Here is a 25,889-nt window from a genome sequence, read left to right on the forward strand (position 1 = left end):
TTCAGGCATGCGGGCGCACAGGAGCCGCCGTACGGCCCCGGAGGGGCGTACGGGAGGGCTCGGGCTACTGCGTGCCCGCGGGGGCGGTCCGCTGGACGCCGAGCAGCACGGCGTCGCGGCCGTCCTCCTCGGCGAGCTGGACCTTGACCGTCTCCCGCAGCGACGTGGGGAGGTTCTTGCCGACGTAGTCCGCGCGGATCGGGAGTTCCCGGTGGCCGCGGTCCACGAGGACCGCGAGCTGCACCGCGCGCGGGCGGCCGATGTCGCCGAGCGCGTCGAGGGCGGCGCGGATCGTGCGGCCGGAGAAGAGCACGTCGTCGACCAGGACGACCAGGCTGCCCTCGATCCCCTCGCCGGGGATGTCGGTGCGCGCCAGGGCGCGCGCCGGGCGCATCCGCAGGTCGTCGCGGTACATGGTGATGTCGAGCGATCCGACCGGCGTCTTCCGGCCGGTGATCTGTTCGAGTTTGTCGGCGAGCCGGCGGGCGAGGAAGACGCCCCGCGTCGGGATACCGAGCAGCACCACGTCGTCGGCGCCCTTGGCGCGTTCGACGATCTCGTGGGCGATACGGGTCAGAACACGGGCGATGTCGGGGGCCTCGAGAACGGGGCGTGCCGCGTTGCCGGTGTCGTCGTGCTGTGCGTCCATAAGAAACGGACCTCCTTCTCCGCCTCACGGGACGGATCGTTAAAGGACGTCGAAATTGCGTCATCCACGCTACCAGGGCTTGTGCCCGGCCCTGGCCCCGCCCCCGGGAGGTGCCGGTCCGGATCATTCGGCTTGACGCATCCAAGTAACGCTGCGTAACCTCACAGTGAGTTACCAGCCACGCGGCGGAGCCGCACACTGTTCCAGCGTCCGGGGAGCCATATGTCCAGCGAATACGCAAAACAGCTCGGGGCCAAACTCCGTGCCATCCGCACCCAGCAGGGCCTTTCCCTCCACGGCGTGGAGGAGAAGTCCCAGGGCCGTTGGAAGGCCGTCGTGGTCGGTTCGTACGAGCGCGGCGACCGTGCCGTGACCGTACAGCGCCTCGCCGAGCTGGCGGATTTCTACGGGGTCCCGGTGCAGGAGCTGCTGCCCGGTACGACGCCGGGCGGGGCCGCCGAGCCGCCGCCGAAGCTCGTCCTGGACCTGGAGCGCCTCGCCCACGTCCCGCCGGAGAAGGCCGGTCCGCTGCAGCGCTACGCGGCGACCATCCAGAGCCAGCGCGGTGACTACAACGGCAAGGTGCTCTCGATCCGCCAGGACGACCTGCGCACGCTCGCCGTGATCTACGACCAGTCGCCTTCCGTGCTCACGGAGCAGCTCATCAGCTGGGGCGTGCTGGACGCGGACGCGCGCCGCGCGGTCGCCCACGACGAGGGCTGAGCGAACGGGGCCGGTCCCCAACAGCAGAAACGTGCCGCCGGGCGGGCGGGGACCTTCGGGCCCCCGCCCGCCCGGCTTTCTGTGCCCCGTGGAGCGCGCCGCGCCCGTGCGCCTCCGTACGGTCCTGGTACGCCGAAGGGCCCACGGCTGACCGTGGGCCCTTCGGGATGTGTGCGCGACCGAACCGTCGCGGCCGGGCTACTGCTCCCGGCGGAGGTTCGGCTTGAGGTCCTTGAAACGGGCCAGCAGGCCGTTCACGAAGGACGGGGAGTCATCGGTGGAGAACTCCTTGGCGAGCTGAACGGCCTCGTCGATCACCACGGCGTCCGGGGTCTCGTCCATCCAGATCAGTTCGTACGCACCGAGCCGCAGGATGCTCCGGTCGACGACCGGCATGCGGTCGATCTCCCAGTCCACGGCGTAGGTGACGATGAGGTCGTCGATCCGGTCCGCGTACTGCGCGTACCCCTCGACGAGCTCCATCGTGAATTCGCCGACCGGCGGCTGACGGTCGTCGGTCCGCGAGAGCCGAACCCAGTCCGCGAGGACGCTCTGCACGGACTCACCGCGCTGGTCGGCCTCGAAGAGGATCTGGAAGGCGCGCTTGCGGGCCTTGTTCCGGGCAGCCACGGTTAGCTGTTCACCCGGCCGAGGTAGTCGCCCGTACGGGTGTCGACCTTGATCTTCTCGCCGGTGGTGATGAAGAGCGGCACGCCGATCTCGTAGCCGGTCTCCAGGGTGGCGGGCTTGGTGCCGCCGGTGGAGCGGTCGCCCTGGACGCCGGGGTTGGTCTCCTGGATCGTCAGCTCGACCGCGGCCGGCAGCTCGACGTAGAGCACCTCGCCCTCGTGCTGGGCGACGGAGGCGGTGAAGCCCTCGATCAGGAAGTTGGCGGCGTCGCCGACGGCCTTGCGGTCGACCATGAGCTGGTCGTACGTGTCCATGTCCATGAAGACGAAGTACTCGCCGTCCATGTACGAGAACTGCATGTCGCGGCGGTCAATGGTGGCCGTCTCGACCTTCACACCGGCGTTGAACGTCTTGTCGACGACCTTGCCGGAGAGCACGTTCTTGAGCTTGGTGCGCACGAAGGCGGGGCCCTTGCCGGGCTTGACGTGCTGGAACTCGACGACGGACCAGAGCTGGCCTCCGTCGAGCTTGAGCACCAGGCCGTTCTTGAGGTCGTTCGTGGAAGCCACGGTTGCGGAATCTCCTGGACTGAAGCTGGTGGAACGACCGAGGATGCGCGCTAGAGCGCGAGCAGCTCCTTGGTCGTCATGGTGAGTAGCTCGGGTCCGCCGTCCGCCTCGGGGCGCACGACGAGCGTGTCATCGATCCGGACACCGCCCCGGCCCGGGAGGTGAACCCCCGGTTCGACGGTGACCGGCACACAAGCGTCCAGTTTACCCATGGCTGTCGGTGCCAGTTGCGGGTCCTCCTCGATTTCGAGCCCCACGCCGTGCCCGGTCCTCGGCTGAAGGCCCTCTCCGTGCCCCGCGGACTCCAGAAGATGCCGGGCGGCACCGTCCACGTCACGGTAGGCGGCCCCCGGTGCCAGGGCTTCCCGGCCGGCCCGCTGAGCGGCGAAAACGAGGTCGTAGAGCTCGATCTGCCACTCGGCGGGGGCGGTCCCGATGACGAAGGTCCGGCCGATCTCGCAGCGGTAGCCGTGGTAGCTCGCGCCCAGGCGGACGGAGAGGAAATCTCCCTCCTCCACCCTGCGGTCCGAGGGCCGGTGGCGTCCCTGGCCGGAGTTGGGGCCGGTGGCCACGGTGGTGGCGAAGGCGGGGCCGTCCGCCCCGTGGTCGACCAGGCGGCGCTCCAGTTCGAGGGCGAGGTGCCGCTCGGTGCGGCCTACCAGGATCGATTCGAGGAGTTCGCCGAGGGCCTGGTCGGTGATCTCGGCGGCGATCCGGAGACAGCCGATCTCCTCCTCGTCCTTGACGATCCGCTGCTGCTCCACGGTGAAGCCCAGATCGGCCAGCTCCAGGCGCGGGGCGGCCTTTCCCATGGCACGGTGCCGGGCCACGGTCAGATCGTGCTCCTCGACGGCGAGCGGACCCGCGCCCGACGAGGCGGCGAGGCTCGCGGCGGCGATCACCGGGTCGCCGTCCGGGACAGGCAGGAGGTCGATCCGGAGCGCCTCGTCGGGCCGCCCGTGGGCGGGTTCACCGATCGGGGCGCGGGGGCAGAGCAGAACGTCCTCGCCGGGGCCGAGCAGCAGCACGGCGCCGGGAGGCGCTCCGCCCGCGAGATAGCGGACGTTGGCGGGGCGGGAGACCAGGGCGGCCGCGGAACCCGCGGCGGCGCACCGGTCGCGGAGCAGCCCGCGTCGGACGGCGTGCACCTCTGACATGGTTCGAGCGTACGAGCGGGGGCGGCGGCCCGCCCGGTCAGCGCACCCGACCGGGGACGGGACGCCGGAACGCGGCCGCTACCCGCCGGGCGGGCCTCCCGGCGGGCGCACTCGCGGCACCGCTACCAGGCGGGCGGGCTCGCTATCGACCGGGCCAGTACGTCGTCCAGGACGCGGGCGGTGGTCTCGACGTCGTAGGTGGAGTTGTCGATGATCGGGAGGCCGGAGCCGTACCAGCCGGCCATCCGGCCGTGGATGCGGGCGACCTCCTCGTCGGAGAGCCTGCGGTTGCCGCTGCGGGCGGCGTTGCGCTCCAGGACGATCTCCAGGCCGGGCAGCAGGACCACGGGCAGCAGGCCGGGGCCCACGTGGCGCTTCCAGCCGCCGAGACCGACGACCGGGCGGTCGGGGAAGACGGCGTCGTCGAGGATGCAGGAGATGCCGTTGGCGAGGAAGTTACGGGCGGCGAAGCCGCAGGTGCGGCGGGCCAGGCGGTACTGGGCCTCGGAGTGGTCGTTCCAGCCGGCCTGCGGGTCGGCGAACCCGGAGCGGACCCACTCGCGGACGTCGTCGAGGGAGACGTGGGCGGTGGGCACCCGGCGGCGGGCCGCCCAGAGCTTGGCGACGGTGGTCTTGCCCGCCCCGGCGGGGCCGATGAGCAGCACGGCGAGCGTCGCGCCGCCGGTGCCGGGCTCGGCGGGGGGCGCGGGCAGCGGAACGGGGCCGCCGGGCGGCAGCTGGATGTGTCCGGTGACCTGCCCGGCGGGCGGCGGGGTGGGTCCTGTGCCGCTCCAGCCGGGCTGCGGGGCCCGGCCGGGGGCCGGAGGCTGCCGGGTCCCGCCCTGGGCCTGAGGCGGAGCCTGCCCGGGGGCCGGAGCAGCCGGGGCCTGGCCGGGGGCCGGAGCAGCCGGGGCCTGGCCGGGGGCCGGGGGAGGCGGGGGTATCGGGGGCGGGCCGGGGTGGCCGGGGTGCTGGGCCTGGTACGGCCGTCCGACGTGCCCGATGCCGGGTCCGTGGGGCGGCGGCAGCGGGGCCCCCACTGCGTGCTGCATCCGGTGCCACTCCGTCTCGTAACCGCGACTGACGCTGATGGGACGGCCACCGTACCTTCCCGGGCCGTCACGGGGTGAACGGCCCGGGAGGGCGCGAAGTGCCCGCCGGCCGCCCGGAGGCCGGAGGGAAATCGCGTCGGTTTCAGTCCGTCAGCGGTGGTCGGCCGATCGGGCAGTTCGTCGGTCAGTCAGTTCGTCGGGCAGTCGGTCAGTCGGTCAGTCGGTCAGTTCGTCGGCCAGGGCGCGCAGGGCGAGCCGGTAGGAGCCGATGCCGAACCCGGCCACCGTGCCCGTGGCCACCGCGGCGACCACGGAGGTGTGCCGGAACTCCTCGCGGGTGTACGGGTTGGAGATGTGCACCTCGATCAGCGGGGCGGTGCGCTGGGCGGCCGCGTCCCGCATGCCGTACGAGTAGTGCGTGAAGGCACCCGGGTTGAGAACGACCGGGATCGATCCGTCCGCCGCCTCGTGGAGCCAGCGGATCAGCCGGCCCTCGTCGTTGGTCTCCCGCACCTCGACGTCGAAGCCGAGCTCCTCGCCGAGGGTCGTGCAGGTCTCGACGAGTCCGGCGTAGGAGGTGGCCCCGTAGACGTCGGGCTCGCGCGAGCCGAGCCGGCCGAGGTTGGGGCCGTTCAGGACGAAGACCCTGCGGGTCACGCGGAGACCTCCCCGTAGGCGGCGAGCAGCACGGCCGGGTCGGGGCCCTCCAGGACCGTGGGCCTGCCGATGCCGTCCAGGACGATGAAGCGCAGCAGGTCGCCGCGCGACTTCTTGTCGACCTTCATGTTCTCCAGCAGCTTGGGCCACTGGTCGCCCCGGTAGGCGAGCGGCAGGCCCACCGACGCGAGGACGCTGCGGTGCCGGTCGGCGGTGGCGTCGTCGAGGCGCCCGGCGAGCCGGCCCAGCTCGGCGGCGAAGACCATGCCGATGGAGACGGCCGCGCCGTGCCGCCACTTGTAGCGCTCGTTCTTCTCGATGGCGTGGGCCAGGGTGTGGCCGTAGTTGAGGATCTCGCGGAGCCCGGACTCCTTGAGGTCGCTGGAGACGACCTCGGCCTTGACCCGGATGGACCGCTCGATCAGCTCGGAGGTGTGCGGCCCGGCCGGGGTGCGCGCACCCTCGGGGTCGGCCTCGACCAGGTCGAGGATGACCGGGTCGGCGATGAACCCGGCCTTGATGATCTCGGCCATGCCGGAGACGTAGTCGTTGACCGGCAGCGAGTCCAGCGCGGCGAGGTCGCAGAGGACCCCGGCGGGCGGGTGGAAGGCGCCGACGAGGTTCTTGCCCTCGGCGGTGTTGATGCCGGTCTTGCCGCCGACGGCCGCGTCGACCATGCCGAGCACAGTGGTCGGGATCGCGATCCAGCGGACCCCGCGCAGCCAGCTGGCCGCGACGAACCCGGCGACGTCCGTGGTGGCGCCGCCGCCGATGCCGACGATGACGTCGGTGCGGGTGAAGCCGGTCTGGCCGAGCGCCTTCCAGCAGTAGGCGGCGACCTCGACGGTCTTGGCCTCCTCCGCGTTCGGCAGCTGGACGGCGATGGCCTCGTACCCCTGGTCGGCGAGGTCCTGGCGGACCGCCTCACCGGTCTCGGCGAGGGCCTCGGGGTGCAGCACGGCGACCCGCCGGGCACGGTCGCCGATCAGCTGGGGCAGCTCGCCCAGGAGCTGGTGGCCGACGAGGACCTCGTACGGGTCGGAGCCCGCGGAGCCTGCGACCTGGATGCGGGTGGGGCCCTGCTGCGTCATACCGGTGTTCTCCACGCCGGGGGCCGTTGAGCCCTCCGGCAGTTCCAGTGCGTCGATGATCGCCTGGGCGACCTCTTCGGGGGTGTTCTCGTCGGTGGCGACGACGGTACGGGCGACCTCTTCGTAGAGGTGACGCCGGGCGTCCATCAGCTCGCGCCACTGCCGGCGCGGGTTGACCGCGAGCAGCGGGCGGGCGGCGCCGAGACCGACGCGGCGGACGGCCTCGTCCACGTCCATGGAGAGGTAGACGACCGGACGGCCGGCCAGCAGCTGTCTGGTCGCCGGGTCCAGGACGGCGCCGCCGCCGAGCGAGAGGACGCCCGTGTGCCCGGCGACGGCCGCCTCGACGGCCCGGCGCTCCAGGGCGCGGAAGTGCTCCTCGCCCTCGTCGTAGAAGATCTCCGCGATCGGCTTGCCGGCCTCGGCGACGACGTCCGCGTCGGTGTCCCGGTAGGTGGTGCCGAGCCGGGCGGCGAGCAGTTCGCCGACGGTGGACTTGCCGACGCCCATCGGGCCGACGAGGACGACCAGGGGGCCGCTCATCGGATCTGGAGGTGGTCGAGGTACGACCGGACGTTGCGGTGGGTCTCGGGGACGCTGTCGCCGCCGAACTTCTCCGCGACCGCGTCGGCCAGGACGAGGGCGACCATCGCCTCCGCGACGATGCCCGCCGCCGGGACGGCGCAGACGTCGGAGCGCTGGTGGTGGGCCTTGGTGGCCTCGCCGGTGGTGACGTCCACGGTGGCCAGGGCGCGCGGCACGGTCGCGATGGGCTTCATCGCGGCGCGCACGCGCAGCAGCTCGCCGGTGGTGAGCCCGCCCTCGGTGCCGCCGGAGCGCCCGGAGGTGCGCTTGATGCCGTCCTCGGTGGCGACGATCTCGTCGTGCGCCTTCGAGCCGGGGACCCGGGCCAGGTCGAAGCCGTCGCCGACCTCGACGCCCTTGATCGCCTGGATGCCCATGAGCGCGGCGGCGAGCCGGGCGTCCAGGCGCCGGTCCCAGTGCACGTGCGAGCCGAGCCCGACGGGCACGCCGTACGCCAGCACCTCGACGACCCCGCCGAGGGTGTCGCCGTCCTTGTGGGCCTGGTCGATCTCGGCCACCATCGCCTTGGACGCGTCGGCGTCCAGGCAGCGGACCGGGTCGGCGTCCAGCTTCTCCACGTCGGCGGGGACCGGAAGGACGCCGTACGGCGCCTTCGCGGCGGCCAGCTCGACGACATGGCTGACGATCTCGATGCCCGCGGTCTCCTTGAGGTAGGAGCGGGCGACGGCCCCGAGGGCGACGCGCGCGGCGGTCTCCCGGGCGCTGGCGCGCTCCAGGACCGGCCGGGCCTCGTCGAAGCCGTACTTCTGCATCCCCGCGAGGTCGGCGTGGCCGGGCCGGGGGCGGGTCAGCGGGGCGTTGCGGGCGAGCTTCGCCAGCTCGTCGGGGTCGACCGGGTCGGCCGACATGACCTGCTCCCACTTGGGCCACTCGGTGTTGCCGACCATGACGGCGACCGGGGAGCCCATGGTGAGCCCGTGGCGTACGCCGCCGAGGAAGGTGACCTCGTCCTTCTCGAACTTCATCCGCGCACCGCGGCCGTAACCGAGCCGTCGCCGTGCCAGTGCCTCCGCCACCATCTCCGTGGTGACCGGGACTCCGGCGGGAAGGCCCTCCAGCGTCGCCACCAGTGCGGGTCCGTGCGACTCCCCCGCGGTCAGCCAGCGCAACCTGCTCAACGGTGCTCCTCATGCTCGCGCCTGAAATCCAACGGCGCCACCGGGTGCGCGGCCCTGGCCCGCCGCCTTGATCCTCCCACGACCGGGGGCGCGATCCGGCCGCCGGTCCAGCAGACGGACGCCCCGGGCCCGTCAGCGGGCCGCGAGCGCGGCTTCCCCGGCCTGCCGCATGGCGGCCAGCGGCCCTGGGATCCGGCCGGTCATCTGCTCGACCTGGAGCAGGGCCTGGTGCACGAGGAGGTCGAGCCCGCCGACCACCGACCCGCCGTGCGCCGTCCAGGCGGCGGCGAGCGCGGTGGGCCACGGCTCGTACAGCACGTCGAAGAGGATGCCCGGGGTTTTCGGCACGGATCCGGCCAGCGCGTCGGTGGCGCCCGCCGGGGTGGTGGCGATGACCAGTGGCGCGCTCAGTGCCGCTGCCGCGTCCGCCCAGTCGGCGATCACGACGTCGACGCCGAGCCGCTCCCCCCACGCGCGCATCTCGGCCGCGCGCTCGGGGCCGCGCACATGGGCGGTGACCGGTCCGGCACAGATCGCCGCGAGCGCGGCCAGCGCGGAGGAGGCGGTGGCACCGGCTCCGAGCACCGCGGCGGACTCGACCTTGTCGACGCCGCGTTCACGCAGAGCGGCGATCATGCCGGGAATATCGGTGTTGTCGCCGACCAGGCGGCCGTCCTCCGTGAACACGACCGTGTTGACGGCCTCCACGGAGGCGGCCGTCGCACTGACCTCGTCGAGCAGCGGGATGACCGCCCGCTTGAGCGGCATGGTCAGCGACAGGCCGGCCCAGGTGGAGTCCAGCCCTTCGATGAACCCGGGCAGCGCCGCCTCGTCGACCTCGAACCGGTCGTAGGACCAGTCGTCGAGGCCGAGTTCGGCGTACGCGGCGCGGTGCAGGACCGGGGAGAGGGAGTGGGCGATGGGCGAGCCGAGGACGGCGGCGCGGCGCTTCTCAGTCGAGGGCATCGAACTTCTTCTTCAGCCTGAGGTGCTCGTCGTAGGTCTTGGCGAACTCCGTCTTGTGCTTCCCGTCGGTGGCGACGAAATACAGCCAGCCCTCCGTCGTGGGGTTGAGGGCCGCACCCAGGGCGTCGGCGCCCGGGTTGCTGATGGGACCCGGAGTGAGGCCCCGCTTCCTGTACGTGTTGTACGGGTCCTCGCTCTCCTGGGTCTCGGCTTCGCTGATCTTGATGTTGCTCTGGTTCTTGAGGTAGTTCAGCGCCGAGTCGAACTGGAGGAGCTGGTTGGTCTCCGTGTTGGAAGGCTTGAGGCGGTTGTAGATGACCTCGGTCATCTTCCGGAAGTCCTCATGCGTCTTGCCCTCCGCCTGGACCAGACTCGCCACCGTGATCACCTGCCACGGCCCGTCGAGCTTGTGCTTCTTGGCCGCGGCTTCGAGGTCGAGCTTGCCGTACTCCTTGTTGGCCCGCGCGACCATCCGCTTCAGCGCGTCCTCGGGCTTCGATCCCTTGGCGACCGGATAGGCGGCCGGGTACAGGAAGCCCTCCAGCGGGTCCTTCACATCCGGGTTGTCGTCCACCCAGTCCGGCAGGCCGAGACTTTCCGCCTTGGTCTTGGCGATGTCGGCCGTTGTGCCTTCCTTGAGCTGGAGCCGCTTGTCGATCATCTCGTAGATTTTCGAGTTACGGGTCCCCTCAGGGATCACGAACGCGTTCATGCTCTTGGGATCGAGCATCAGCTCGATCGCGCTGGCAGCGGACATCTCCTTCTTCAGGAGATAGACGCCGGCCTGGAGCAGCTTGCCCTTGGGGTTGTCGTTCTGCGCCGCGACGAAGGCGTCGGAGGATTTGATGACGCCCTTCTTGCGCAGGATGTTGGCGATGTCGTAGCCGAGCGAACCTTCGGGGATCTCGACCTCGACCTCGCCGGAGCCCGCCCCCGCGTAGTCGGCCGGAGCGCCGAACTGATTCTTCCAGAAGCTGTAGCCGACATAGCTGACTCCGCCGAGGCCGCCGAGCAGGACGACGGAGAGCACCAGGCAGGCCAGGCCGCTACGGCTCTTCTTCTTGCCCTTGCCGCCCCTGCGGTCGCTGCCGCCGCGGTCGCGGCGCGAGGCGCGCGATCCGTCGTCGTCCGGGTCATCGTCGTCGCGCGGCTCGCGGCCGGCCGGTTCGTCCGCGCCGGTGAAGAAGGGGTGCGTCTCCTCCTGCGGCTGGTCCAGGTCCCAGTCCGTCGGCTGCTGCTGCGGCTCCGGCTGCTGTGCGGGCGCGGCGTCGCGGCGGCCCGGGGGCTGCGGCGGAGGGTAGGCCTCGGGGGTGCCGTAGTAGTCCTGCGATGCGTCGTAGCCGCCGGGCTGCTGTGCATACGGGTCCTGGGGCTCGGCCCCGTACGGCATGGCGGTCTGCTGCCCGGTGTCCCAGCCGCCGTTGTACTGCGGCTGGGCACCCGGCTGCTGGGCGTACGGGTCCTGCTGGGGCGTGCCGTACTGCTGCTGGTGGTTCTGCGACTGCTGTCCGTACGGCTGCTGGTCGTACTGCTGATGCTGTTGCGCCTGCTGGTCGTACTGCTGATGCTGCTGTGACTGCTGGTCGTACGGCTGCTGCGGGTACTGCTGGTGGCTCTGGTGCTGCTGATGGTTCTGGTGCTGCTGGTGCTGCTGGGCGTACGGGTCCTGCGGATAGGGCTGCTGCTGGTCGCCGTACTGACCCTGGCCGTGGGCGGCCTGCCGGCCTCCCCATCCCTGGTCCCCGTACAAGGGGTCCTCGGGATGCCACGGTTCGGAGCCGGGGCCCCGGCCATACTCAGTCATCGATCCCCTAGAGCCGCGAGACGAGGTTCCGTCTCTTCGCTTCGCTGTGCGGTGTTTGTTCGAATCACCGCCGCATCGCGCGGAACGTTACCGTATCGCGATCAGACAACCACTTCGACGCCCTCACCCGGGGGATTACCTGACGCCCGTTCGGACTCCAGAGCGTTCTGAAGGATCACCACAGCGGCAGCCTGGTCGATGACGGACCGGCCCTTCTTGGACTTCACGCCCGAGGCGCGCATCCCCTGAGCGGCCGTCACCGTGGTCATCCTCTCGTCCACCAGTCGTACCGGAACGGGTGCGATCGAGCGGGCGAACACCTGCGCGAACTCCCGGACCTTGGCGGCCGCGGGGCCCTCGCCGCCGCCGAGGGAGCGCGGCAGGCCGAGGATGACCTCGATCGGCTCGTACTCTTCCACGAGTCGGCGGAGCCGCCGGTGGGCGGCCGGGACGTCGCGTCCCGGCACGGTCTCCACCGGCGTGGCCAGGATCCCGTCGGGGTCGCACGAGGCGACCCCGATCCGGGCGTCCCCGACGTCGACGGCGAGCCGTCGGCCCCGGCGCATCCGTGTCATCGCGCTCGTCACGCCGTCTCGGTGACGAGGCGTTCGACCGCGGCGACGGCGTCGCCGATGGCGGCCGGGTCCGTGCCGCCGCCCTGGGCGACGTCCGGCTTGCCGCCGCCACCGCCGCCGAGGGTCTTGGCGGCCGTACGGACGAGGTCACCGGCCTTGAGACCGCGCTCGCGGGCGGCCTCGTTGGTGGCGATGACGGTGAGCGGGCGGCCGTTGGCCGTGGTGAACAGGGCCACGACGGCCGGCCGGCCGCCCTGGATGCGTCCGCGCACGTCCAGGACCAGCTTGCGCAGGTCGTCGGCGGAGGTGCCGTCGGGGACCTGGCCGGTGACCAGGGCGACGCCGCGGACGTCCTTGGCGGACTCGACGAGTCCGGCGGCGGCCGCCAGGACCTTCTCCGCTCGGAACTTCTCGATCTCCTTCTCGGCGTCCTTCAGCTTGCCGAGCATGCCCGCGATCTTCTCGGGAAGCTCCTCGGGACGGCCCTTGACCAGCTCCTGGAGCTGGGCGACGACCGTGTGCTCCCTGGCGAGGAAGTTGTAGGCGTCCACGCCGACCAGGGCCTCGATACGGCGTACGCCGGAGCCGATGGAGGACTCGCCGAGCAGTTTCACCAGGCCGAGCTGGGCGGTGTTGTGGACGTGGGTGCCGCCGCACAGCTCCTTGGAGAAGTCGCCGATGGTGACGACGCGGACCCGCTCGCCGTACTTCTCGCCGAACTCGGCGATGGCGCCCTGCTTCTTGGCCTCGTCGATGGACATGACCTCGGCCTGGACGTCGAGTTCCCGCGAGAGGACCTCGTTGATCCGCTGCTCGACGTCGGTGAGGACCGTGCCGGGGACGGCGGCGGGCGAGCCGAAGTCGAAGCGGAAGCGGCCCGGGGAGTTCTCCGAACCGGCCTGGGCGGCAGTCGGGCCGAGAGCGTCGCGCAGCGCCTGGTGCGTGAGGTGCGTGGCGCTGTGGGCGCGGGCGATGGCGCGGCGGCGGGTGGAGTCGATGGAGGCGAAGACGGAGGCTCCGACCGTCACCTCGCCGACCTGGACGACGCCCTTGTGCACGTGGACGCCGGGGACCGGCTTCTGGACGTCGCGGATCTCGATCACGGCGCCGGTGTCGAGCCGGATGCGGCCGGTGTCGGCGAGCTGGCCGCCGCCCTCGGCGTAGAAGGGGGTGCGGTCGAGGACGACCTCGACCTCGTCGCCCTCGGTGGCGGCGGGCGAGGGCACGCCGTCGACCAGCAGGCCGACGACGGTGGACTCGCCGGCGGTGCTGGTGTAGCCGGTGAACTCGGTGGCGCCGGAGGTGTCGGCGACCTCGCGGTAGGCGGACAGGTCGGCGTGACCGGTCTTCTTGGCGCGGGCGTCGGCCTTGGCCTTGTCGCGCTGTTCCTGCATGAGGCGGCGGAAGCCGTCCTCGTCCACGGCCAGCCCCTGCTCGGCGGCCATCTCCAGGGTGAGGTCGATCGGGAAGCCCCAGGTGTCGTGGAGCAGGAACGCCTTGTCGCCGGCGAGGACCTGGCCGCCGGCGGCCTTGGTCTCGGTGACGGCGGTCTCCAGGATGTTGGTGCCGCCCTTGAGGGCCTTGAGGAAGGCGGCCTCCTCGGCGAGCGCGACCGTCTCGATGCGCTTGCGGTCGGTGATCAGCTCCGGGTACTGCAGGCCCATCGTGTCGATCACGACGTCGACCAGGTTCTTGACGACCGAGCCGGTGGCGCCCATGAGACGCATGTTGCGGATGGCGCGGCGCATGATACGGCGCAGCACATAACCGCGGCCCTCGTTGCCGGGGGTGACGCCGTCGCCGATGAGCATCACCGACGTACGGATGTGGTCGGCGACGACGCGGAGCGAGACGTCCGTTCCCTGCTCGGCGCCGTAGCGCACGCCGGTCAGCTCGGTGGCCTGGTCCATGACGACGCGCAGGGTGTCGGTCTCGTACATGTTCTGTACGCCCTGCAGGATCATGGCGAGGCGTTCGAGACCGAGACCGGTGTCGATGTTCTTCGACGGCAGGTCCCCGAGGATCGGGAAGTCCTCCTTGCCGTCGCCGGCGCCGCGCTCGTACTGCATGAAGACCAGGTTCCAGATCTCCACGTAGCGCTCGTCGTTGACGGCCGGGCCGCCCTCGACGCCGAACTCGGGGCCGCGGTCGTAGTTGATCTCCGAGCACGGGCCGCAGGGTCCGGGGACGCCCATGGACCAGAAGTTGTCCTTCTTGCCCAGGCGCTGGATGCGCTCGGCGGGAACGCCGATCTTGTCGCGCCAGATCTGCTCGGCCTCGTCGTCGTCGAGGTAGACCGTGATCCAGAGCTTCTCGGGGTCGAGGCCGTAGCCGCCGTCCTCGACGGAGTTGGTCAGCGCATCCCAGGCGAGCTGGATGGCGCCTTCCTTGAAGTAGTCCCCGAAGGAGAAGTTGCCGCACATCTGGAAGAAGGTGCCGTGGCGGGTGGTCTTGCCGACCTCTTCGATGTCCGGCGTGCGCACGCACTTCTGGACGCTGGTGACGCGCGGGGCGGGCGGCTTGACCTCGCCGAGGAAGTACGGCTTGAAGGGGACCATGCCCGCGGGGACCAGCAGCAGAGTCGGGTCGTCCGCGATGAGCGACGCCGAAGGCACGGCGGTGTGACCGCGCTCCTCGAAGAAGCTCAGCCAGCGGCGGCGGATTTCAGCCGACTCCATCAGTGGTCCTCATTCCGGTTGTTCGGGTTGTCGTGGTTCGTGTGGGAGGGGAGCTTGCGGTACGCGGTCGCGCTCGCGGGCGGCCGGGCCGCTTCGACGGCGAAGTGCCGCTGTACGGGAAGGTCGGGGTTCACCGGCGCTTCCAGGCCCAGGGCGCCGCCCAGTTCGGCTTCGCGCCGGACCATGCCCTCACGTACGTCGAGGGCGAAGTCCTTGAGCTTGTGACCGGCCTCGACCGCCTTGTCCGCGGCCTGCGCCGCGAGGCTTTCGGGGGTCAGCTGCTTGAGCTTGCGGTTGACCTTGGTGGTGGCCCACACACCGGCGGCTGCGCCGGCGGTGAACCAGAACGTGCGGCGGAACATCGCTCGATCAGTCCTTCTGTCCGCTGGCGTTTCGGCGTTCGCGCCCGCGTCCGCGCGCCGAGGGTACGGTCCGGCCGACGATCACCGCGCGGCGGACGGAGCCGCGGCCCCGCGCCGGTTCCGGTTCGGGTGCGGTGCGGCGGCCGAGGGCCTGCCGTACGCCGTAGCCGAACGCCGCGACCTTGACGAGGGGGCCGCCGAAGGTGGAGGCGACGGTCGTGGAGAGCGCGGAGGCGTTGGAGGTGACTTCCTGGACGTCGCTCGCGATGGCGTCGACCTTGTCCAGCTGAGTCTGTGCGGAGCGCACCGTCGCCGAGGCGTCGGCCAGCAGCGGAACGGCCTGGTCGGTCACGTCCGCCACCAGCTTGGTGGTCGCCCTGAGCGTCTGGGCGAGCCTCACCAGCACCACGGCGAGGAACGAGACCAGGATCGCCCAGAAGACGGCCACGAGGATCCCGGCCACCTCTCCACCGGACACTGTGCACCGCTCTCTGCTCGTCGAATCGGCCCCCGCGGGGGCTTGTCTCCGTCGGTGCGGCCGGCTCCTGCCCGCGCGCCCGATCGTCGTCCCACGAGCCTATCGCGCCGCACATCTCCTCCCCTACCGCATTCCCCGCGGGCCGGGCGGGAGTTGCATAACGAGATTGTACGGAGAGCTTTCAAGCCAGTACTCTGCGTGTTTTATGCGACGCCTGCAGGACCCCTCCCCGAATCCGGACGATCCGGCTGCCCGCCCCGCGGCGGCACCCGGCAACCTCCCGGCCGAACTGAACGGATTCGTGGGACGCGATGACGAACTGGCCGAGCTGGCCGGGCTGCTGGAGGAATCCAGGCTCGTCACCGTGGTGGGGGTGGCGGGCGTGGGCAAGACCCGGTGCGTCACCCGTGTCGCCGCACTGCGGGAGAAACGGTACTGCGACGGGGTCCTGCTGGCCGAGCTGTCCGCCGTCCGCCATCCCGACCTGCTGGAACACGCCCTGGTCGACGCACTGGGCCTGACCGATCACACCAGCAGGCCGCCGCGCGCCGTCCTGGTAGGGCATCTCGCCGAACGCCGGACGCTGCTGGTGATCGACGGCTTCGAGCATCTCGTCGACGCCTGCGCCGACCTCGTCACCGAACTGCTGCGCCGGGCCCCGCGCCTCCAGGTGCTCGCGGCCGGCCGCTGCCCCCTGCGGGTGGACGGGGAACGGACGTTCCCGCTCGCCCCGATGTCCGACGGGGACGCGGTGGAGCTCTTCACCGAACGGGCGCGCGGGGTGCGGCCGGGCTGGAAGCCGACGGCGGGCGAGCGGACGGTGGTGCTGGAGCTCTGCCGCCGCCTCGACGGAATTCCGCTGGCCCTGGAACTGGCGGCCGGACGGCTGCGCGCCCTCTCGGTGGAACAGGTGCTCCTGCGCCTGGACGACCGGTTCCGGCTGCTGACCGGCGGTCGCCGCGGCGCGCCGCCCCGCCACCAGACGCTGCGCACGGCGATCGGCTGGAGCCACGAGCTGTGCACGCCCGAGCAGCGGCTGCTGTGGGCGCGCCTGTCGGTGTTCGCCGGGCAGTTCGACCTGGAGGCCGCCGAGTACATCTGCGGCGGGGCGGATCTGCCGGCCGATTCGGTGCTCGACGTACTGGACGAGCTGCTCGCCCAGTCGGTGGTGGAGCGCGAGGACGGCCCGGCCGGCGCCCGCTACCGGCTGCTGGACACGGTCAGTGAGTACGGGGCGCAGTGGCTGGCCGCCGCCGGGGACGCCCAGCGGCTGCGCCGGCGGCACCGGGACTGGTTCCTGGGGCTCGCGACCTGGTGCGAGCTGGACTGGTTCAGTCCGCGCCAGGCGGAGGTGGCGGCGCGGATCGACAGCGAGCTGCCCAATCTCCGCCGGGCGATGGAATGTTCGATGGAGAGCCCCGACGAGGTGCACCTGGCGCAGTATCTGGCGGGCACCCTGTGGTTCTACTGGGCCGGCTGCGGCCGGCTGTCCGAAGGGCGGCACTGGCTGGACCACGTCCTGGAGGAACCGACCCCGTACGATGCCGCGCGGCTCAAGGTGCTGTGGGTGCTGGGCTATGTGGCGGTGCTGCAGGGCGACACGGTCGGCGCGATCTCCGCGCTCCAGGAGTGCCGGGAGGAGGCCGAGCGCTCCGGGGACGCGACGGCACTGGCGTACGCGGTGCACCGCACGGGGTGTCTGGCGATCGTGACGGACGACATGCCGCGCGCCGAGGAGCTGCTCCGCGACGCGCTCGGCCGGTACCGCGAGGTCGGCGAGCTGAACAGCAATGTGCTGATGGCGCAGGTGGAGCTGGCCATGGCGGTGGCGTTCCTCGGCGATCTGGACGCGGCAGCGGTGATCTGCGACGAGGTCCGGGAGATCTGCGAGGACCACGGTGAGCGGTGGGCGCTGGCGTACGCGCTGTACGTCCTGGCGTACGCGGCGCTGCGGCGGGGGCGGCCGGCGCGGGCGCGGCAGATGCTCGGGGAGTGCCTGACGATCGGCCGGACGTTCAACGATCTGCTGGGCACGGTGCTGTCACTGGAGCTGCTGGCCCTGGTGACGGTGGTGGAGGGCGACGCCGGGGAGGCCGCCGTGCTCCAGGGTGCGGCGGAGGGCATCTGGCCGTCGGTGGGCCTGCAGCTGTTCGGCTCGGCGTTCTACGGGCGGCCGCGGGCGGAGTGCGAGGAGCAGGCGCGCCGGGAGCTGGGGAACGCGGCGTACGAGGAGAGGCTGCGGGCGGGCCGGCGGCTGGATCCGCACACCGCGGTCGACCGGGCCCTGGCCGGCGGCGGGCCGTCCGCGGCGATGGACACGCCGGGCGCGGGCGGGCCGCCGGCGCCCGGCGGCCCCGGGGGAACGCGAAGGCCCGCCACCTCCCGGATGACAGGGAGGGGCGGGCCGGAGCGCTGGTGAGAGCGGCTACGCCTGGATCAGCGGGCGTAGTACTCGACGACGAGCTGCTCGTCGCAGATCACCGGGATCTCCTTGCGGTTCGGGTCCCGGTCCAGGCGGAAGGCCAGGGCCTTCAGGTTCACCTGGAGGTAGCGCGGGGTCTCACCGTCGGTGTCGTAACCACCCTCGCGGGCCACCTGGAAGGGGACCTTGGAGCGGCTGCGCTCGCGGACCATCACGACGTCGTCGGGACGGACGCGGAACGACGGCTTGTCGACCTTGCCACCGTTGACCTCGATGTGGCCGTGGACGACCATCTGACGGGCCTGGTAGATGGTGCGGGCGATGCCCGAACGCAGGACCAGGGCGTCGAGGCGGCGCTCGAGCTCGACGACCAGCGCCTCGCCCGTCTTGCCTTCGGCCTTCTTGGCGCGGTCGTAGGCGCGCGCCATCTGGCGCTCGCTGATGTCGTACTGCGCACGCAGGCGCTGCTTCTCCAGCAGACGGACCTTGTAGTCCGAGTTCTGCTTGCGGCCACGGCCGTGCTCGCCCGGCGGGTACGGACGAGCTTCGAAGTACTTGACAGCCTTGGGCGTCAGAGCGATGCCGAGGGCACGCGACTTCTTGACCTTGGGACGCGACTGGTTAGGCACGTTCTCCAGACCTCCGTTGTGGGTTAGGTTAGGTTTACCTTACTCAAGGAGATCGCATGTCTCGCCCTGGGAACACCACTCACGTCACGGACAGCACAGACAGCGGCAGCACACCAGAAGGTGCTGCTACGACGGAAGGCCGATCTGATCGTGGTCAGCCGCGTCCCAGCGGGCTTGAAAACACTCGGATGCCGTCAGCAGCCGAGCGCACACGAACTCTCGTACAGAGTACCTGCTCCGCGCTGCTCGTCGTACCGGGGCTCGATCCGGCCCGTGCGGAGCCACTGGTCCCGGACAGCAGGACCGTGGGACCCGAGGGCGATCTGTTCCTCGAATTCCCCGCGGATTCCCCGGCGGTCCGGGCCGCGACGCACGCGCAGGGCGACGAGCTGACCGCCGTGCTGGAGATCACGGACGTCGCTCCGGTCTCCGTACCGCACCGGATCCGCGGCCGCGCGTGGGTCTCCGGCTGGCTCACCTCCGTGCCCGGCATCGCCGAGCCCGGCCGGATGATGCTGCGCCTGGAGTTCGGCGAGGCGTACGTGGACGACCTCTGGGGCGCCGACGACATCGAGCCGGAGCACTTCCGGGACGCCACCCCCGACCCGCTGGCGCTCCACGAGGCGGAGCTGCTCCAGCATCTGCACTCCGCCCACGACGAACAGATGCGCACCCTGTGCGGTCTGCTGGGCGAGCGCACCGCCCGCGCCCGCTCCTCCCACCGACCCAGGGCCGTGCCGGTCGCCCTCGACCGCTTCGGGCTGCGGGTCCGCTTCGTCGAGGACCGGGATTCCTGCTTCGACGCCCGCTTCGAGTTCCCCGAGCCGGTGCGCGATGTCACCGAACTGCGCCGCGCCATGCACACCCTCTTCGAGGCGGCCGCTTCCTGACCTGCGGCCGGCTCCAGGACGCGGTCCTAGGACGGCTCCGGGCCCTCGCCGGAACGGCCCAGGCGTTCGCGGACCCGCTCGACGACGTCCGCGTACCGCGCCTCGGCGCCGTAGCGGGTGGGCGTGTAGTACTGCCGGTCGCGGACCGCGTCCGGGGCGTACTGCTGGGCGGCGATGCCGCCCAGCACGTCGTGCGGATAGACGTACCCCTGGGCGTGGCCGAGCTTGGCGGCGCCCTTGTAGTGGCCGTCGCGCAGATGGGCCGGGACGGGGCCCGCCAGCCCCTTGCGCACGTCCTCCTGGGCTGCGGAGATCGCCAGCGTCGCCGCGTTGGACTTGGGCGCGAGTGCCAGTGCGATGGTGGCGTGGCTGAGGGTGAGCGCCGCCTCCGGGAAGCCGATCATCGCGACGGCCTGGGCTGCCGCCACCGCCGTCGGCAGTGCGGTGGGGTCGGCCAGGCCGATGTCCTCGCTGGCCGAGATCATCAGCCGCCGGGCGATGAACCGCGGGTCCTCGCCGGCCTCGATCATCCGGGCCAGGTAGTGCAGAGCGGCGTCCACGTCGGAGCCGCGGATCGACTTGATGAGCGCGCTGGCCACGTCGTAGTGCTGGTCGCCGTCGCGGTCGTACTTCACGGCGGCGCGGTCGACGGTCGCCTCGACCGTCTCCAGGGTGATCTCCGGCTCGCCGGTGGCGATGGCCGCGCCCGCCGCCGCCTCCAGCGCCGTCAGCGCCCGGCGGGCGTCGCCGCCCGCGATGCGCAGCAGATGCGCCTCGGCGTCCTCGGGCAGGGTGACCGCCCCGCCCAGACCCCGCTCGTCGGTCAGCGCCCGGTGCAGCAGGGAGCGCAGGTCATCGGCGGTCAGCGGCTCCAGGGTGAGCAGCAGGGAGCGCGAGAGCAGCGGGGAGATGATCGAGAAATACGGATTCTCCGTGGTGGCGGCGATGAGGGTCACCCAGCGGTTCTCCACGGCGGGGAGCAGGGAGTCCTGCTGGGCCTTGGAGAAGCGGTGGATCTCGTCCAGGAAGAGAACGGTCTCCTTGCCGAAGCCACCGGTGGCGCGGCGCGCGCTCTCGATGACGGCCCGGACCTCCTTGACGCCCGCGGTGATCGCGGAGAGCTCGACGAAGCGCTTGTTGGTCGCCTTGCTGACCACGTACGCCAGGGTCGTCTTGCCGGTGCCGGGCGGACCCCAGAGGATCACCGACGACGCGCCGGCCGGACCGCCGCCTCCTTCGCCGACGAGGCGGCGCAGCGGCGAGCCCGGCTTCAGCAGATGCTGCTGGCCGACGACCTCGTCGAGGATGCGCGGACGCATCCGGACAGCGAGGGGGCTGCTGGACGGGTCCTTCTCCTGGCGGTCTTCGGCGGCTGCGGTAAAGAGGTCGGGCTCCACGTCATGAAGCCTATGCGACCCCACTGACAGCGCCCCGGCCGGCACCTGCGGGAGCGCTGGGCGCTCAGCTGGTCCAGAAGTCCCACCAGCGGGTCAGGATCAGCATGCCGATGATCCCGATCCACATCACCGGGAGCACCCAGGGGAACTCGGTGAGGCCGCTGCGCAGCCAGGCCGGGGCCGGGAGGACGCGGTGCTTGACGTTGTGCGTGGTCACGTAGCAGAACATGACGATGGTGGCGACCCAGGCCAGGCAGCACCACAGGCAGAGCGAGTTGATGTTGTACAGCGACTGGTACTGGAGCCAGGTGCAGAAGCCGACGCCGAACAGGGTCCCGGCGTTCAGCCCGAGCCAGAACCAGCTTCGGTAGCGGGCGCCGGCGAGCAGGCCCATGCCGATCGCGATGACCATGCCGTACGTGACCAGGCCCAGCATCGGGTTGGGGAACCCGAACGCCGATGCCTGCTCGCTCTTCATGATGTTGCCGCACGCGACGACGGGGTTGAGGCTGCACCCGGGGGTGAAGGAGGGGTCCTCCAGCAGCTTGAACTTGTCGAGCGTGATGACCCAGGAGGCCAGGAGCCCGGCCGCACCGGTGATCACCAGGAGCAGGGCGAGACCGCGTCCGGCCCCGAAGGCGCGCTCGCGGCCGCCCCCGTCCTGATCGGAGGTGAGCTCGTGGTCTACCGCTGCAGTCGTCATATCGCCGTTCCGTCACCGAGTGGTCAGCCAGGCGTCGTGGACCCGGTCCTGATCCGCCGGACACGCCCTGGGTCATTGTGCCGTACCGCCGTACGGATCAACCGTTCGATGGACATAAAGGTGTCCGCCCGTGAACACCGTCCTGGGGTGGACTCCGGGGGCGGCGGGTCCATGACGACGGAAGATGGGTGCGTGCCCGGCACCGGTCCGGCGGGCGCCGAGCGCGCGGGCGGCTCCAAGTCGGGGTCACCGGGCGGGATGAATCCGGGCCCGTCGGGTTGACGGCGGACGAGAAAGGCGCGGGCGGCGGGACCAGAAGTCCTGCCGCCCGCGCCCCGCTCGCGGCTCTCCGTCAGCCGAGGCGCTTCGTCAGCTCCGCCGCGACCTCGGCCAGCGGCACCGCGCCCTGCTCGCCGGACTCCATGTCCTTGAGCTGGACGACGCCCTCGGCGAGATCGCGCTCGCCCGCCACCAGGGTGTAGCGCGCGCCCGAGCGGTTGGCGCTCTTCATCGCGCCCTTCAGGCCGCGGCCGCCGAACGCGAAGTCGGCGGCGATCCCGGCGCGGCGCAGCTCGGTGACGACGCCGAAGAGCACACGACGGGCCTCCTCGCCGAGCGGGACCGCGTACACGCTGGTGGTGACGGGCAGGTCGAGCTCGATGCCCTCGGCCTCCAGCGCGAGGACCGTGCGGTCCACGCCGAGCGCCCAGCCGACGGACGGCAGCGCGGGGCCGCCGATCATCTCGGACAGGCCGTCGTAGCGGCCGCCGCCGCCCACCGCGGACTGCGCGCCGAGACCGTCGTGGACGAACTCGAAGGTCGTACGGGTGTAGTAGTCGAGGCCGCGGACCAGCTTCTCGTCGTCCTCGAACAGCACGCCGGCCGCCGTGAGCAGCGCCCTGACCTCCTCGTGGTACGCCCGGCACGCGTCGCAGAGGTAGTCGCGGAGCTTCGGGGCGTCCGTGAGCTGCTTCTGTACGTCGGCCCGCTTGTCGTCCAGGACGCGCAGCGGGTTGATCTCGATGCGGCGGCGGGTCTCCTCGTCGAGGTCGAGGTCGCGCAGGAAGGTCTGGAGCGCCTCGCGGTAGACCGGGCGGCACTCCTTGTCGCCGAGCGAGTTCAGCAGGATCCGGAACTGACGCAGCCCCAGCGAGCGGTACGCCTGGTCGGCGAGGATGATCAGCTCGGCGTCCAGGACCGGGTCCTCGGTGCCGATGGCCTCGGCGCCGACCTGCGAGAAGTGGCGGTAGCGGCCCTTCTGCGGACGCTCGTAGCGGTAGTACGAGCCGGAGTACCAGAGCTTGACGGGGAGGTTGCCCGCCTTGTGGAGGTTGGCCTCCAGGGCGGCGCGCAGCACGGACGCGGTGCCCTCGGGGCGCAGGGCCAGCTGGGAGCCGCCCTTGGTGGTGAGGGTGTACATCTCCTTGGTGACGATGTCGGTGGACTCACCGACACCGCGTGCGAAGAGCTCGACGTCCTCGAAGCCGGGCGTCTCGATGTAGCCGTAGCCCGAGTCGCGCAGCGGGGCCGCGATGGCCTCGCGCACCGCCAGGAACTTCGCGGAGTCCGGCGGGGTCAGGTCGTACGTGCCCTTGGGGGCCTGAAAGGTGCTCACGATTACGTCTCTCGTCTACAGTCCTCGGCGCGGCGCCGCGTCCAGACCGTTCAGGAACGGGTTGGAGGCGCGCTCGCGGCCGATGGTCGTCTGGGGGCCGTGGCCGGACAGCACCACGGTCGAGTCGTCGAGCGGCAGGCACACACGGGCCAGCGACTCGAGGAGCTCGGCGTGGTCGCCGCCGGGCAGGTCGGTGCGTCCGACGGAGCCGGCGAAGAGCAGGTCGCCCGAGAAGAGGACCGGCGGAATGTCCGCGGCCTCGGGCATCCCGAACGTCACCGACCCCTTGGTATGGCCGGGCGCGTGCGAGACGCCGAACTCCAGACCGGCCAGGGTCAGCTTCGAACCGTCGGTCAGCTCCTTGACGTCGTCGGGCTCCCCCACGGTCAGCTCGCCCATGAGCGGCATCCCGATGGAGCGGCCGAGCGCCTTCTCCGGGTCGCTCATCATGTAGCGGTCATCGGGGTGGATCCAGGCGGGGACGTCGTGGGCTCCGCAGACGGGGACGACCGAGGCGACGTGGTCGATGTGGCCGTGGGTGAGGACGACGGCGACGGGCTTGAGGCGATGCTTCTTCAGCGTTTCCTCGACGCCCTGGGCGGCCTGGTGGCCCGGGTCGATGATCACGCACTCCTCACCGGCGGCGGGGGCGACCAGATAGCAGTTGGTCCCCCAGGCCCCGGCGGGGAACCCGGCAATGAGCACGATCGTCCTTAATGTTCGTCCGGTGGAAGCGGCCGCAGTACAAGGATGCGGCGGATCAGAGCCTACCGGCGCTCCTCATGACACAGGTAACCCATATACGGTACGGGCAGCTCAGGCCCTCATCCGACGACCCACGACGTAACAAGGAGCCCCACCGGTGTCCAGCAGCGAACAGCGGCGACGGCAGCTCGCCCGGGAAAAGTTCGAGCGCCAGCAGAAGCGCCGGGAGGAGGCCCGCCGCAGGACCAGGCGCATCACCGCGATCGTCGCGGCCTCGGTGGCCGTGGTCGCCGTCATCGGAGTGAGCGCGTTCGTCGTGGCCGGCAAGGACGACGACAAGGACAAGGCGAGCGACGCGGCGTCGAGCCAGAGCCCCACTCCGGAGCCCTCGGAGAGCGAGAGCAAGGCTCCGCTGCCCCCGATGAAGATCGACAAGAAGGCGACGTACACGATGTCGCTGGAGACCACCCAGGGCGACATCGCGTTCTCGATGGACGCGGCGAAGACCCCGCAGACGACGAACTCCTTCAAGGCGCTCGCCGACGAGGGCTACTTCGACACCACCAAGTGCCACCGGCTGACCACCCAGGGCATCTTCGTGCTCCAGTGCGGCGACCCGAAGGGCGACGGCACGGGCGGTCCGGGCTACACCATCCCGGACGAGAACCTGGACGCGCTGGGCAAGGCGGGTGCCGACGGCACGGTGTCCTTCCCGCCGGGCACGGTGGCGATGGCCAATACCGGCCAGCCGGACTCCGGCGGCAGCCAGTTCTTCCTGGTCTACAAGGAGACGAAGCTCCCGCCCACCTACACCCCGTTCGGCACGATGGACGACGCCTCGCTGAAGGCCGTCCAGAAGGTCGGCGAGGCCGGCGTCGAGGGCGGTGCGGGCGACGGCGCCCCGAAGAAGGCCGTGACGATCGAGAAGGCTTCGGTCGAGAAGGAATGAACCGGCGGGAATGACCCGGCGGGACGGCGACCGGCCGGGCGGCCACCGGCGGGCAGGAACCCTCCCGGGCCGGAGCGGAGAATTTCGGCCGTGCTGAGTGCGGACAGCCGGGTGGCCGGTCGCCTAGATTGGCGTTGTGCAGGGCGGGCGATGCCCGCCCCAGGAAACTGTGGACGATGCCCGGGGGGCGAACCCCCTGGCGGGCATCAGGTGGAGGAGGCGCTGTGAGCAGCGACCCGTGGGGCCGCGTCGATGAGACGGGCACCGTGTACGTGCGTACAGCCGAGGGCGAGCAGGTCGTCGGATCGTGGCAGGCCGGTTCCCCCGAGGAGGCTCTGGCCTATTTCGAGCGCAAGTACGACGGCATGGCGGTCGAGATCGGCCTCCTCGAACGGCGGGTGAAGACCACCGATCTGTCGGCGAAGGACGCGACGGCGGCGATCGGTCATCTGCGCCAGCAGGTCGACGAGCACCACGCGGTGGGCGACCTCGACGCGCTGCGCAAGCGGCTGGACACGCTCGTCACGACGGTCGAGGCGCGGCGTGAGGAGCGCAAGGTCCTCAAGGCCAAGCAGACCGACGAGGCCAAGCACGCCAAGGAGGCGCTGGTCGCCGAGGCGGAGGAGCTGGCGCAGAGCGAGCAGTGGCGGTCGGCCGGTGAGCGGCTGCGGGCGCTGGTGGACACCTGGAAGGGTCTCCCCCGCCTCGACCGCAAGTCGGACGACGAGCTGTGGCACCGCTTCTCGCACGCCCGCTCGGCGTTCTCCAAGCGGCGCAAGGCGCACTTCGCCGCGCTGGACGCCCAGCGCGAGGACGCCCGCAGGGCCAAGGAGAAGCTGGTCACCGAGGCCGAGACGCTGTCCGGCTCCACGGACTGGGTGACCACGGCCGCGCGTTACCGCGACCTGATGACCGAGTGGAAGGCGGCGGGTCGCGCCCAGCGCGAGGCCGAGGACGACCTGTGGAACCGTTTCCGCGGTGCCCAGGACGTCTTCTTCGCCGCCCGCAGCGAGGTCTTCGCGGAGCGGGACGCCGAGCAGGGCGAGAACCTCAAGCTCAAGGAGGAGCTCGCCGCCGAGGCCGAGAAGCTGGTGCCGGTGAAGGACCTGAAGGCGGCCCGCGCCACCTTCAGGGGCATCAACGAGCGCTGGGAGGCCATCGGGCACGTACCGCGTGACGCCCGCCCGAAGGTCGAGGGCCGGATGCAGGCGGTGGAGCGTGCGCTCCAGCAGTCCGAGGAGTCGGAGTGGCGCCGGACGAACCCGGAGGCGCGGGCCCGCGCCGCGGGTCTGACCGGTCAGCTCCAGGCCGCCGTGGACAAGCTGCGCGGCCAGATCGACACCGCGCGCGCTTCGGGCAACAACGCCCGCGCGGACAAGCTGTCCAAGGAGCTGGAGGGCCGTCAGGCGCTGCTGGACCAGGCGCTCAAGGGCCTGGAGGAGTTCGGCGGCTGACGCCCATCGG

General features: G+C 71.3%; 24 protein-coding genes. 5 read left to right on the forward strand and 19 right to left on the reverse strand.

The window, feature by feature from the left end; translation table 11 throughout:
• Positions 1-64: 64 nt before the first annotated feature.
• Positions 65-649 (reverse strand): bifunctional pyr operon transcriptional regulator/uracil phosphoribosyltransferase PyrR, encoded by a 585-nt coding sequence (pyrR, locus tag ACGF2Y_RS09170; RefSeq protein ID WP_392944455.1) that lies wholly within the window; start codon positions 647-649, stop codon positions 65-67.
• A gap of 222 nt (positions 650-871) precedes the next feature.
• Here pyrR and bldD point away from each other — a divergent pair, with 222 nt between their 5' ends.
• Positions 872-1,372 (forward strand): transcriptional regulator BldD, encoded by a 501-nt coding sequence (gene bldD / locus ACGF2Y_RS09175; protein WP_014157378.1) that lies wholly within the window; start codon positions 872-874, stop codon positions 1,370-1,372.
• 198 nt (positions 1,373-1,570) lie between these two features.
• Here the strand turns inward: bldD and nusB are convergent, their stop codons facing one another.
• The 13 genes from nusB to ACGF2Y_RS09240 form a co-directional block, all read right to left on the reverse strand.
• Positions 1,571-2,002 (reverse strand): transcription antitermination factor NusB, encoded by a 432-nt coding sequence (gene nusB, locus ACGF2Y_RS09180; protein WP_007453233.1) that lies wholly within the window; start codon positions 2,000-2,002, stop codon positions 1,571-1,573.
• Positions 2,003-2,004: 2 nt separating this feature from the next.
• A complete protein-coding gene (gene efp, locus ACGF2Y_RS09185) occupies positions 2,005-2,571 on the reverse strand; it encodes an elongation factor P (protein ID WP_392944457.1) in 567 nt (188 codons plus the stop codon).
• A 50-nt stretch (positions 2,572-2,621) separates the two neighbouring features.
• The gene (locus ACGF2Y_RS09190) at positions 2,622-3,728 is read right to left on the reverse strand and encodes a M24 family metallopeptidase (protein WP_392944459.1); all 1,107 of its coding nucleotides are present in this window, start codon (positions 3,726-3,728) and stop codon (positions 2,622-2,624) included.
• A 122-nt stretch (positions 3,729-3,850) separates the two neighbouring features.
• Positions 3,851-4,780 (reverse strand): Pro-rich N-terminal domain-containing protein, encoded by a 930-nt coding sequence (locus ACGF2Y_RS09195; protein ID WP_392944461.1) that lies wholly within the window; start codon positions 4,778-4,780, stop codon positions 3,851-3,853.
• Between the two features lie 216 nt (positions 4,781-4,996).
• On the reverse strand, positions 4,997-5,437 hold the full coding sequence (locus ACGF2Y_RS09200) for a type II 3-dehydroquinate dehydratase (protein ID WP_392944463.1): 441 nt from the start codon (positions 5,435-5,437) through the stop codon (positions 4,997-4,999).
• Positions 5,434-7,071 carry a 3-dehydroquinate synthase gene (aroB, locus tag ACGF2Y_RS09205; RefSeq protein WP_392944465.1) on the reverse strand — a complete coding sequence of 546 codons (1,638 nt, stop codon included), beginning with the start codon at positions 7,069-7,071 and terminating at the stop codon, positions 5,434-5,436. Before aroB ends, ACGF2Y_RS09200 begins: the two co-directional genes overlap by 4 nt.
• Entirely contained in the window at positions 7,068-8,252 is a 1,185-nt protein-coding gene (gene aroC / locus ACGF2Y_RS09210) for a chorismate synthase (RefSeq protein WP_392944467.1), read from the reverse strand. The genes aroB and aroC overlap by 4 nt, the downstream gene beginning before the upstream one ends.
• A gap of 132 nt (positions 8,253-8,384) precedes the next feature.
• Entirely contained in the window at positions 8,385-9,218 is an 834-nt protein-coding gene (locus ACGF2Y_RS09215; protein ID WP_392944469.1) for a shikimate dehydrogenase, read from the reverse strand.
• Entirely contained in the window at positions 9,205-11,022 is a 1,818-nt protein-coding gene (gene mltG / locus ACGF2Y_RS09220; RefSeq protein WP_392944471.1) for an endolytic transglycosylase MltG, read from the reverse strand. The genes ACGF2Y_RS09215 and mltG overlap by 14 nt, the downstream gene beginning before the upstream one ends.
• A 101-nt stretch (positions 11,023-11,123) precedes the next feature.
• On the reverse strand, positions 11,124-11,597 hold the full coding sequence (gene ruvX, locus ACGF2Y_RS09225; RefSeq protein ID WP_392944753.1) for a Holliday junction resolvase RuvX: 474 nt from the start codon (positions 11,595-11,597) through the stop codon (positions 11,124-11,126).
• 8 nt (positions 11,598-11,605) lie between these two features.
• Positions 11,606-14,275 (reverse strand): alanine--tRNA ligase, encoded by a 2,670-nt coding sequence (alaS, locus tag ACGF2Y_RS09230; protein ID WP_392944473.1) that lies wholly within the window; start codon positions 14,273-14,275, stop codon positions 11,606-11,608.
• On the reverse strand, positions 14,275-14,637 hold the full coding sequence (locus tag ACGF2Y_RS09235; protein ID WP_392944475.1) for a DUF6167 family protein: 363 nt from the start codon (positions 14,635-14,637) through the stop codon (positions 14,275-14,277). The genes alaS and ACGF2Y_RS09235 overlap by 1 nt, the downstream gene beginning before the upstream one ends.
• 7 nt (positions 14,638-14,644) lie before the next feature.
• Complete coding sequence (locus tag ACGF2Y_RS09240) at positions 14,645-15,100, reverse strand: DUF948 domain-containing protein (protein ID WP_392944477.1); 456 nt, start codon at positions 15,098-15,100, stop codon at positions 14,645-14,647.
• A gap of 220 nt (positions 15,101-15,320) precedes the next feature.
• Between ACGF2Y_RS09240 and ACGF2Y_RS09245 the strand changes: the two genes are divergently transcribed.
• Positions 15,321-17,534, forward strand: a complete 2,214-nt coding sequence (locus ACGF2Y_RS09245) for an ATP-binding protein (RefSeq protein ID WP_392944479.1) — start codon at positions 15,321-15,323, stop codon at positions 17,532-17,534.
• 17 nt (positions 17,535-17,551) lie between these two features.
• On the opposite strand, the gene rpsD is transcribed toward ACGF2Y_RS09245, so the two are convergent.
• Positions 17,552-18,166: a 30S ribosomal protein S4 gene (rpsD, locus tag ACGF2Y_RS09250; protein ID WP_018960518.1), complete on the reverse strand. Its 615-nt coding sequence runs from the start codon at positions 18,164-18,166 to the stop codon at positions 17,552-17,554.
• A 188-nt stretch (positions 18,167-18,354) separates the two neighbouring features.
• Between rpsD and ACGF2Y_RS09255 the strand changes: the two genes are divergently transcribed.
• Positions 18,355-19,056, forward strand: a complete 702-nt coding sequence (locus ACGF2Y_RS09255) for a DUF2470 domain-containing protein (RefSeq protein WP_392944482.1) — start codon at positions 18,355-18,357, stop codon at positions 19,054-19,056.
• Between the two features lie 26 nt (positions 19,057-19,082).
• Here ACGF2Y_RS09255 and ACGF2Y_RS09260 read toward each other — a convergent pair whose 3' ends face one another.
• The 4 genes from ACGF2Y_RS09260 to ACGF2Y_RS09275 all read right to left on the reverse strand — a co-directional run bounded on the left by ACGF2Y_RS09260 (position 19,083) and on the right by ACGF2Y_RS09275 (position 23,476).
• A complete protein-coding gene (locus ACGF2Y_RS09260; protein WP_392944484.1) occupies positions 19,083-20,453 on the reverse strand; it encodes a replication-associated recombination protein A in 1,371 nt (456 codons plus the stop codon).
• Positions 20,454-20,517: 64 nt separating this feature from the next.
• Positions 20,518-21,156 (reverse strand): vitamin K epoxide reductase family protein, encoded by a 639-nt coding sequence (locus ACGF2Y_RS09265; RefSeq protein WP_392944486.1) that lies wholly within the window; start codon positions 21,154-21,156, stop codon positions 20,518-20,520.
• Positions 21,157-21,508: 352 nt separating this feature from the next.
• Positions 21,509-22,771 carry a histidine--tRNA ligase gene (gene hisS / locus ACGF2Y_RS09270; protein ID WP_392944488.1) on the reverse strand — a complete coding sequence of 421 codons (1,263 nt, stop codon included), beginning with the start codon at positions 22,769-22,771 and terminating at the stop codon, positions 21,509-21,511.
• A gap of 15 nt (positions 22,772-22,786) precedes the next feature.
• Positions 22,787-23,476, reverse strand: a complete 690-nt coding sequence (locus ACGF2Y_RS09275; RefSeq protein WP_392944490.1) for an MBL fold metallo-hydrolase — start codon at positions 23,474-23,476, stop codon at positions 22,787-22,789.
• A 157-nt stretch (positions 23,477-23,633) separates the two neighbouring features.
• Between ACGF2Y_RS09275 and ACGF2Y_RS09280 the strand changes: the two genes are divergently transcribed.
• Positions 23,634-24,425 carry a peptidylprolyl isomerase gene (locus ACGF2Y_RS09280; RefSeq protein ID WP_392944492.1) on the forward strand — a complete coding sequence of 264 codons (792 nt, stop codon included), beginning with the start codon at positions 23,634-23,636 and terminating at the stop codon, positions 24,423-24,425.
• A 224-nt stretch (positions 24,426-24,649) separates the two neighbouring features.
• Positions 24,650-25,879, forward strand: coding sequence for a DUF349 domain-containing protein (locus ACGF2Y_RS09285; protein ID WP_392944494.1), 1,230 nt, complete (start codon positions 24,650-24,652; stop codon positions 25,877-25,879).
• Positions 25,880-25,889: the final 10 nt, after the last annotated feature.

Origin of the sequence: Streptomyces sp. NPDC048142, from assembly GCF_043202835.1 — a bacterium.
Classification (GTDB): Bacteria; Actinomycetota; Actinomycetes; order Streptomycetales; family Streptomycetaceae; genus Streptomyces.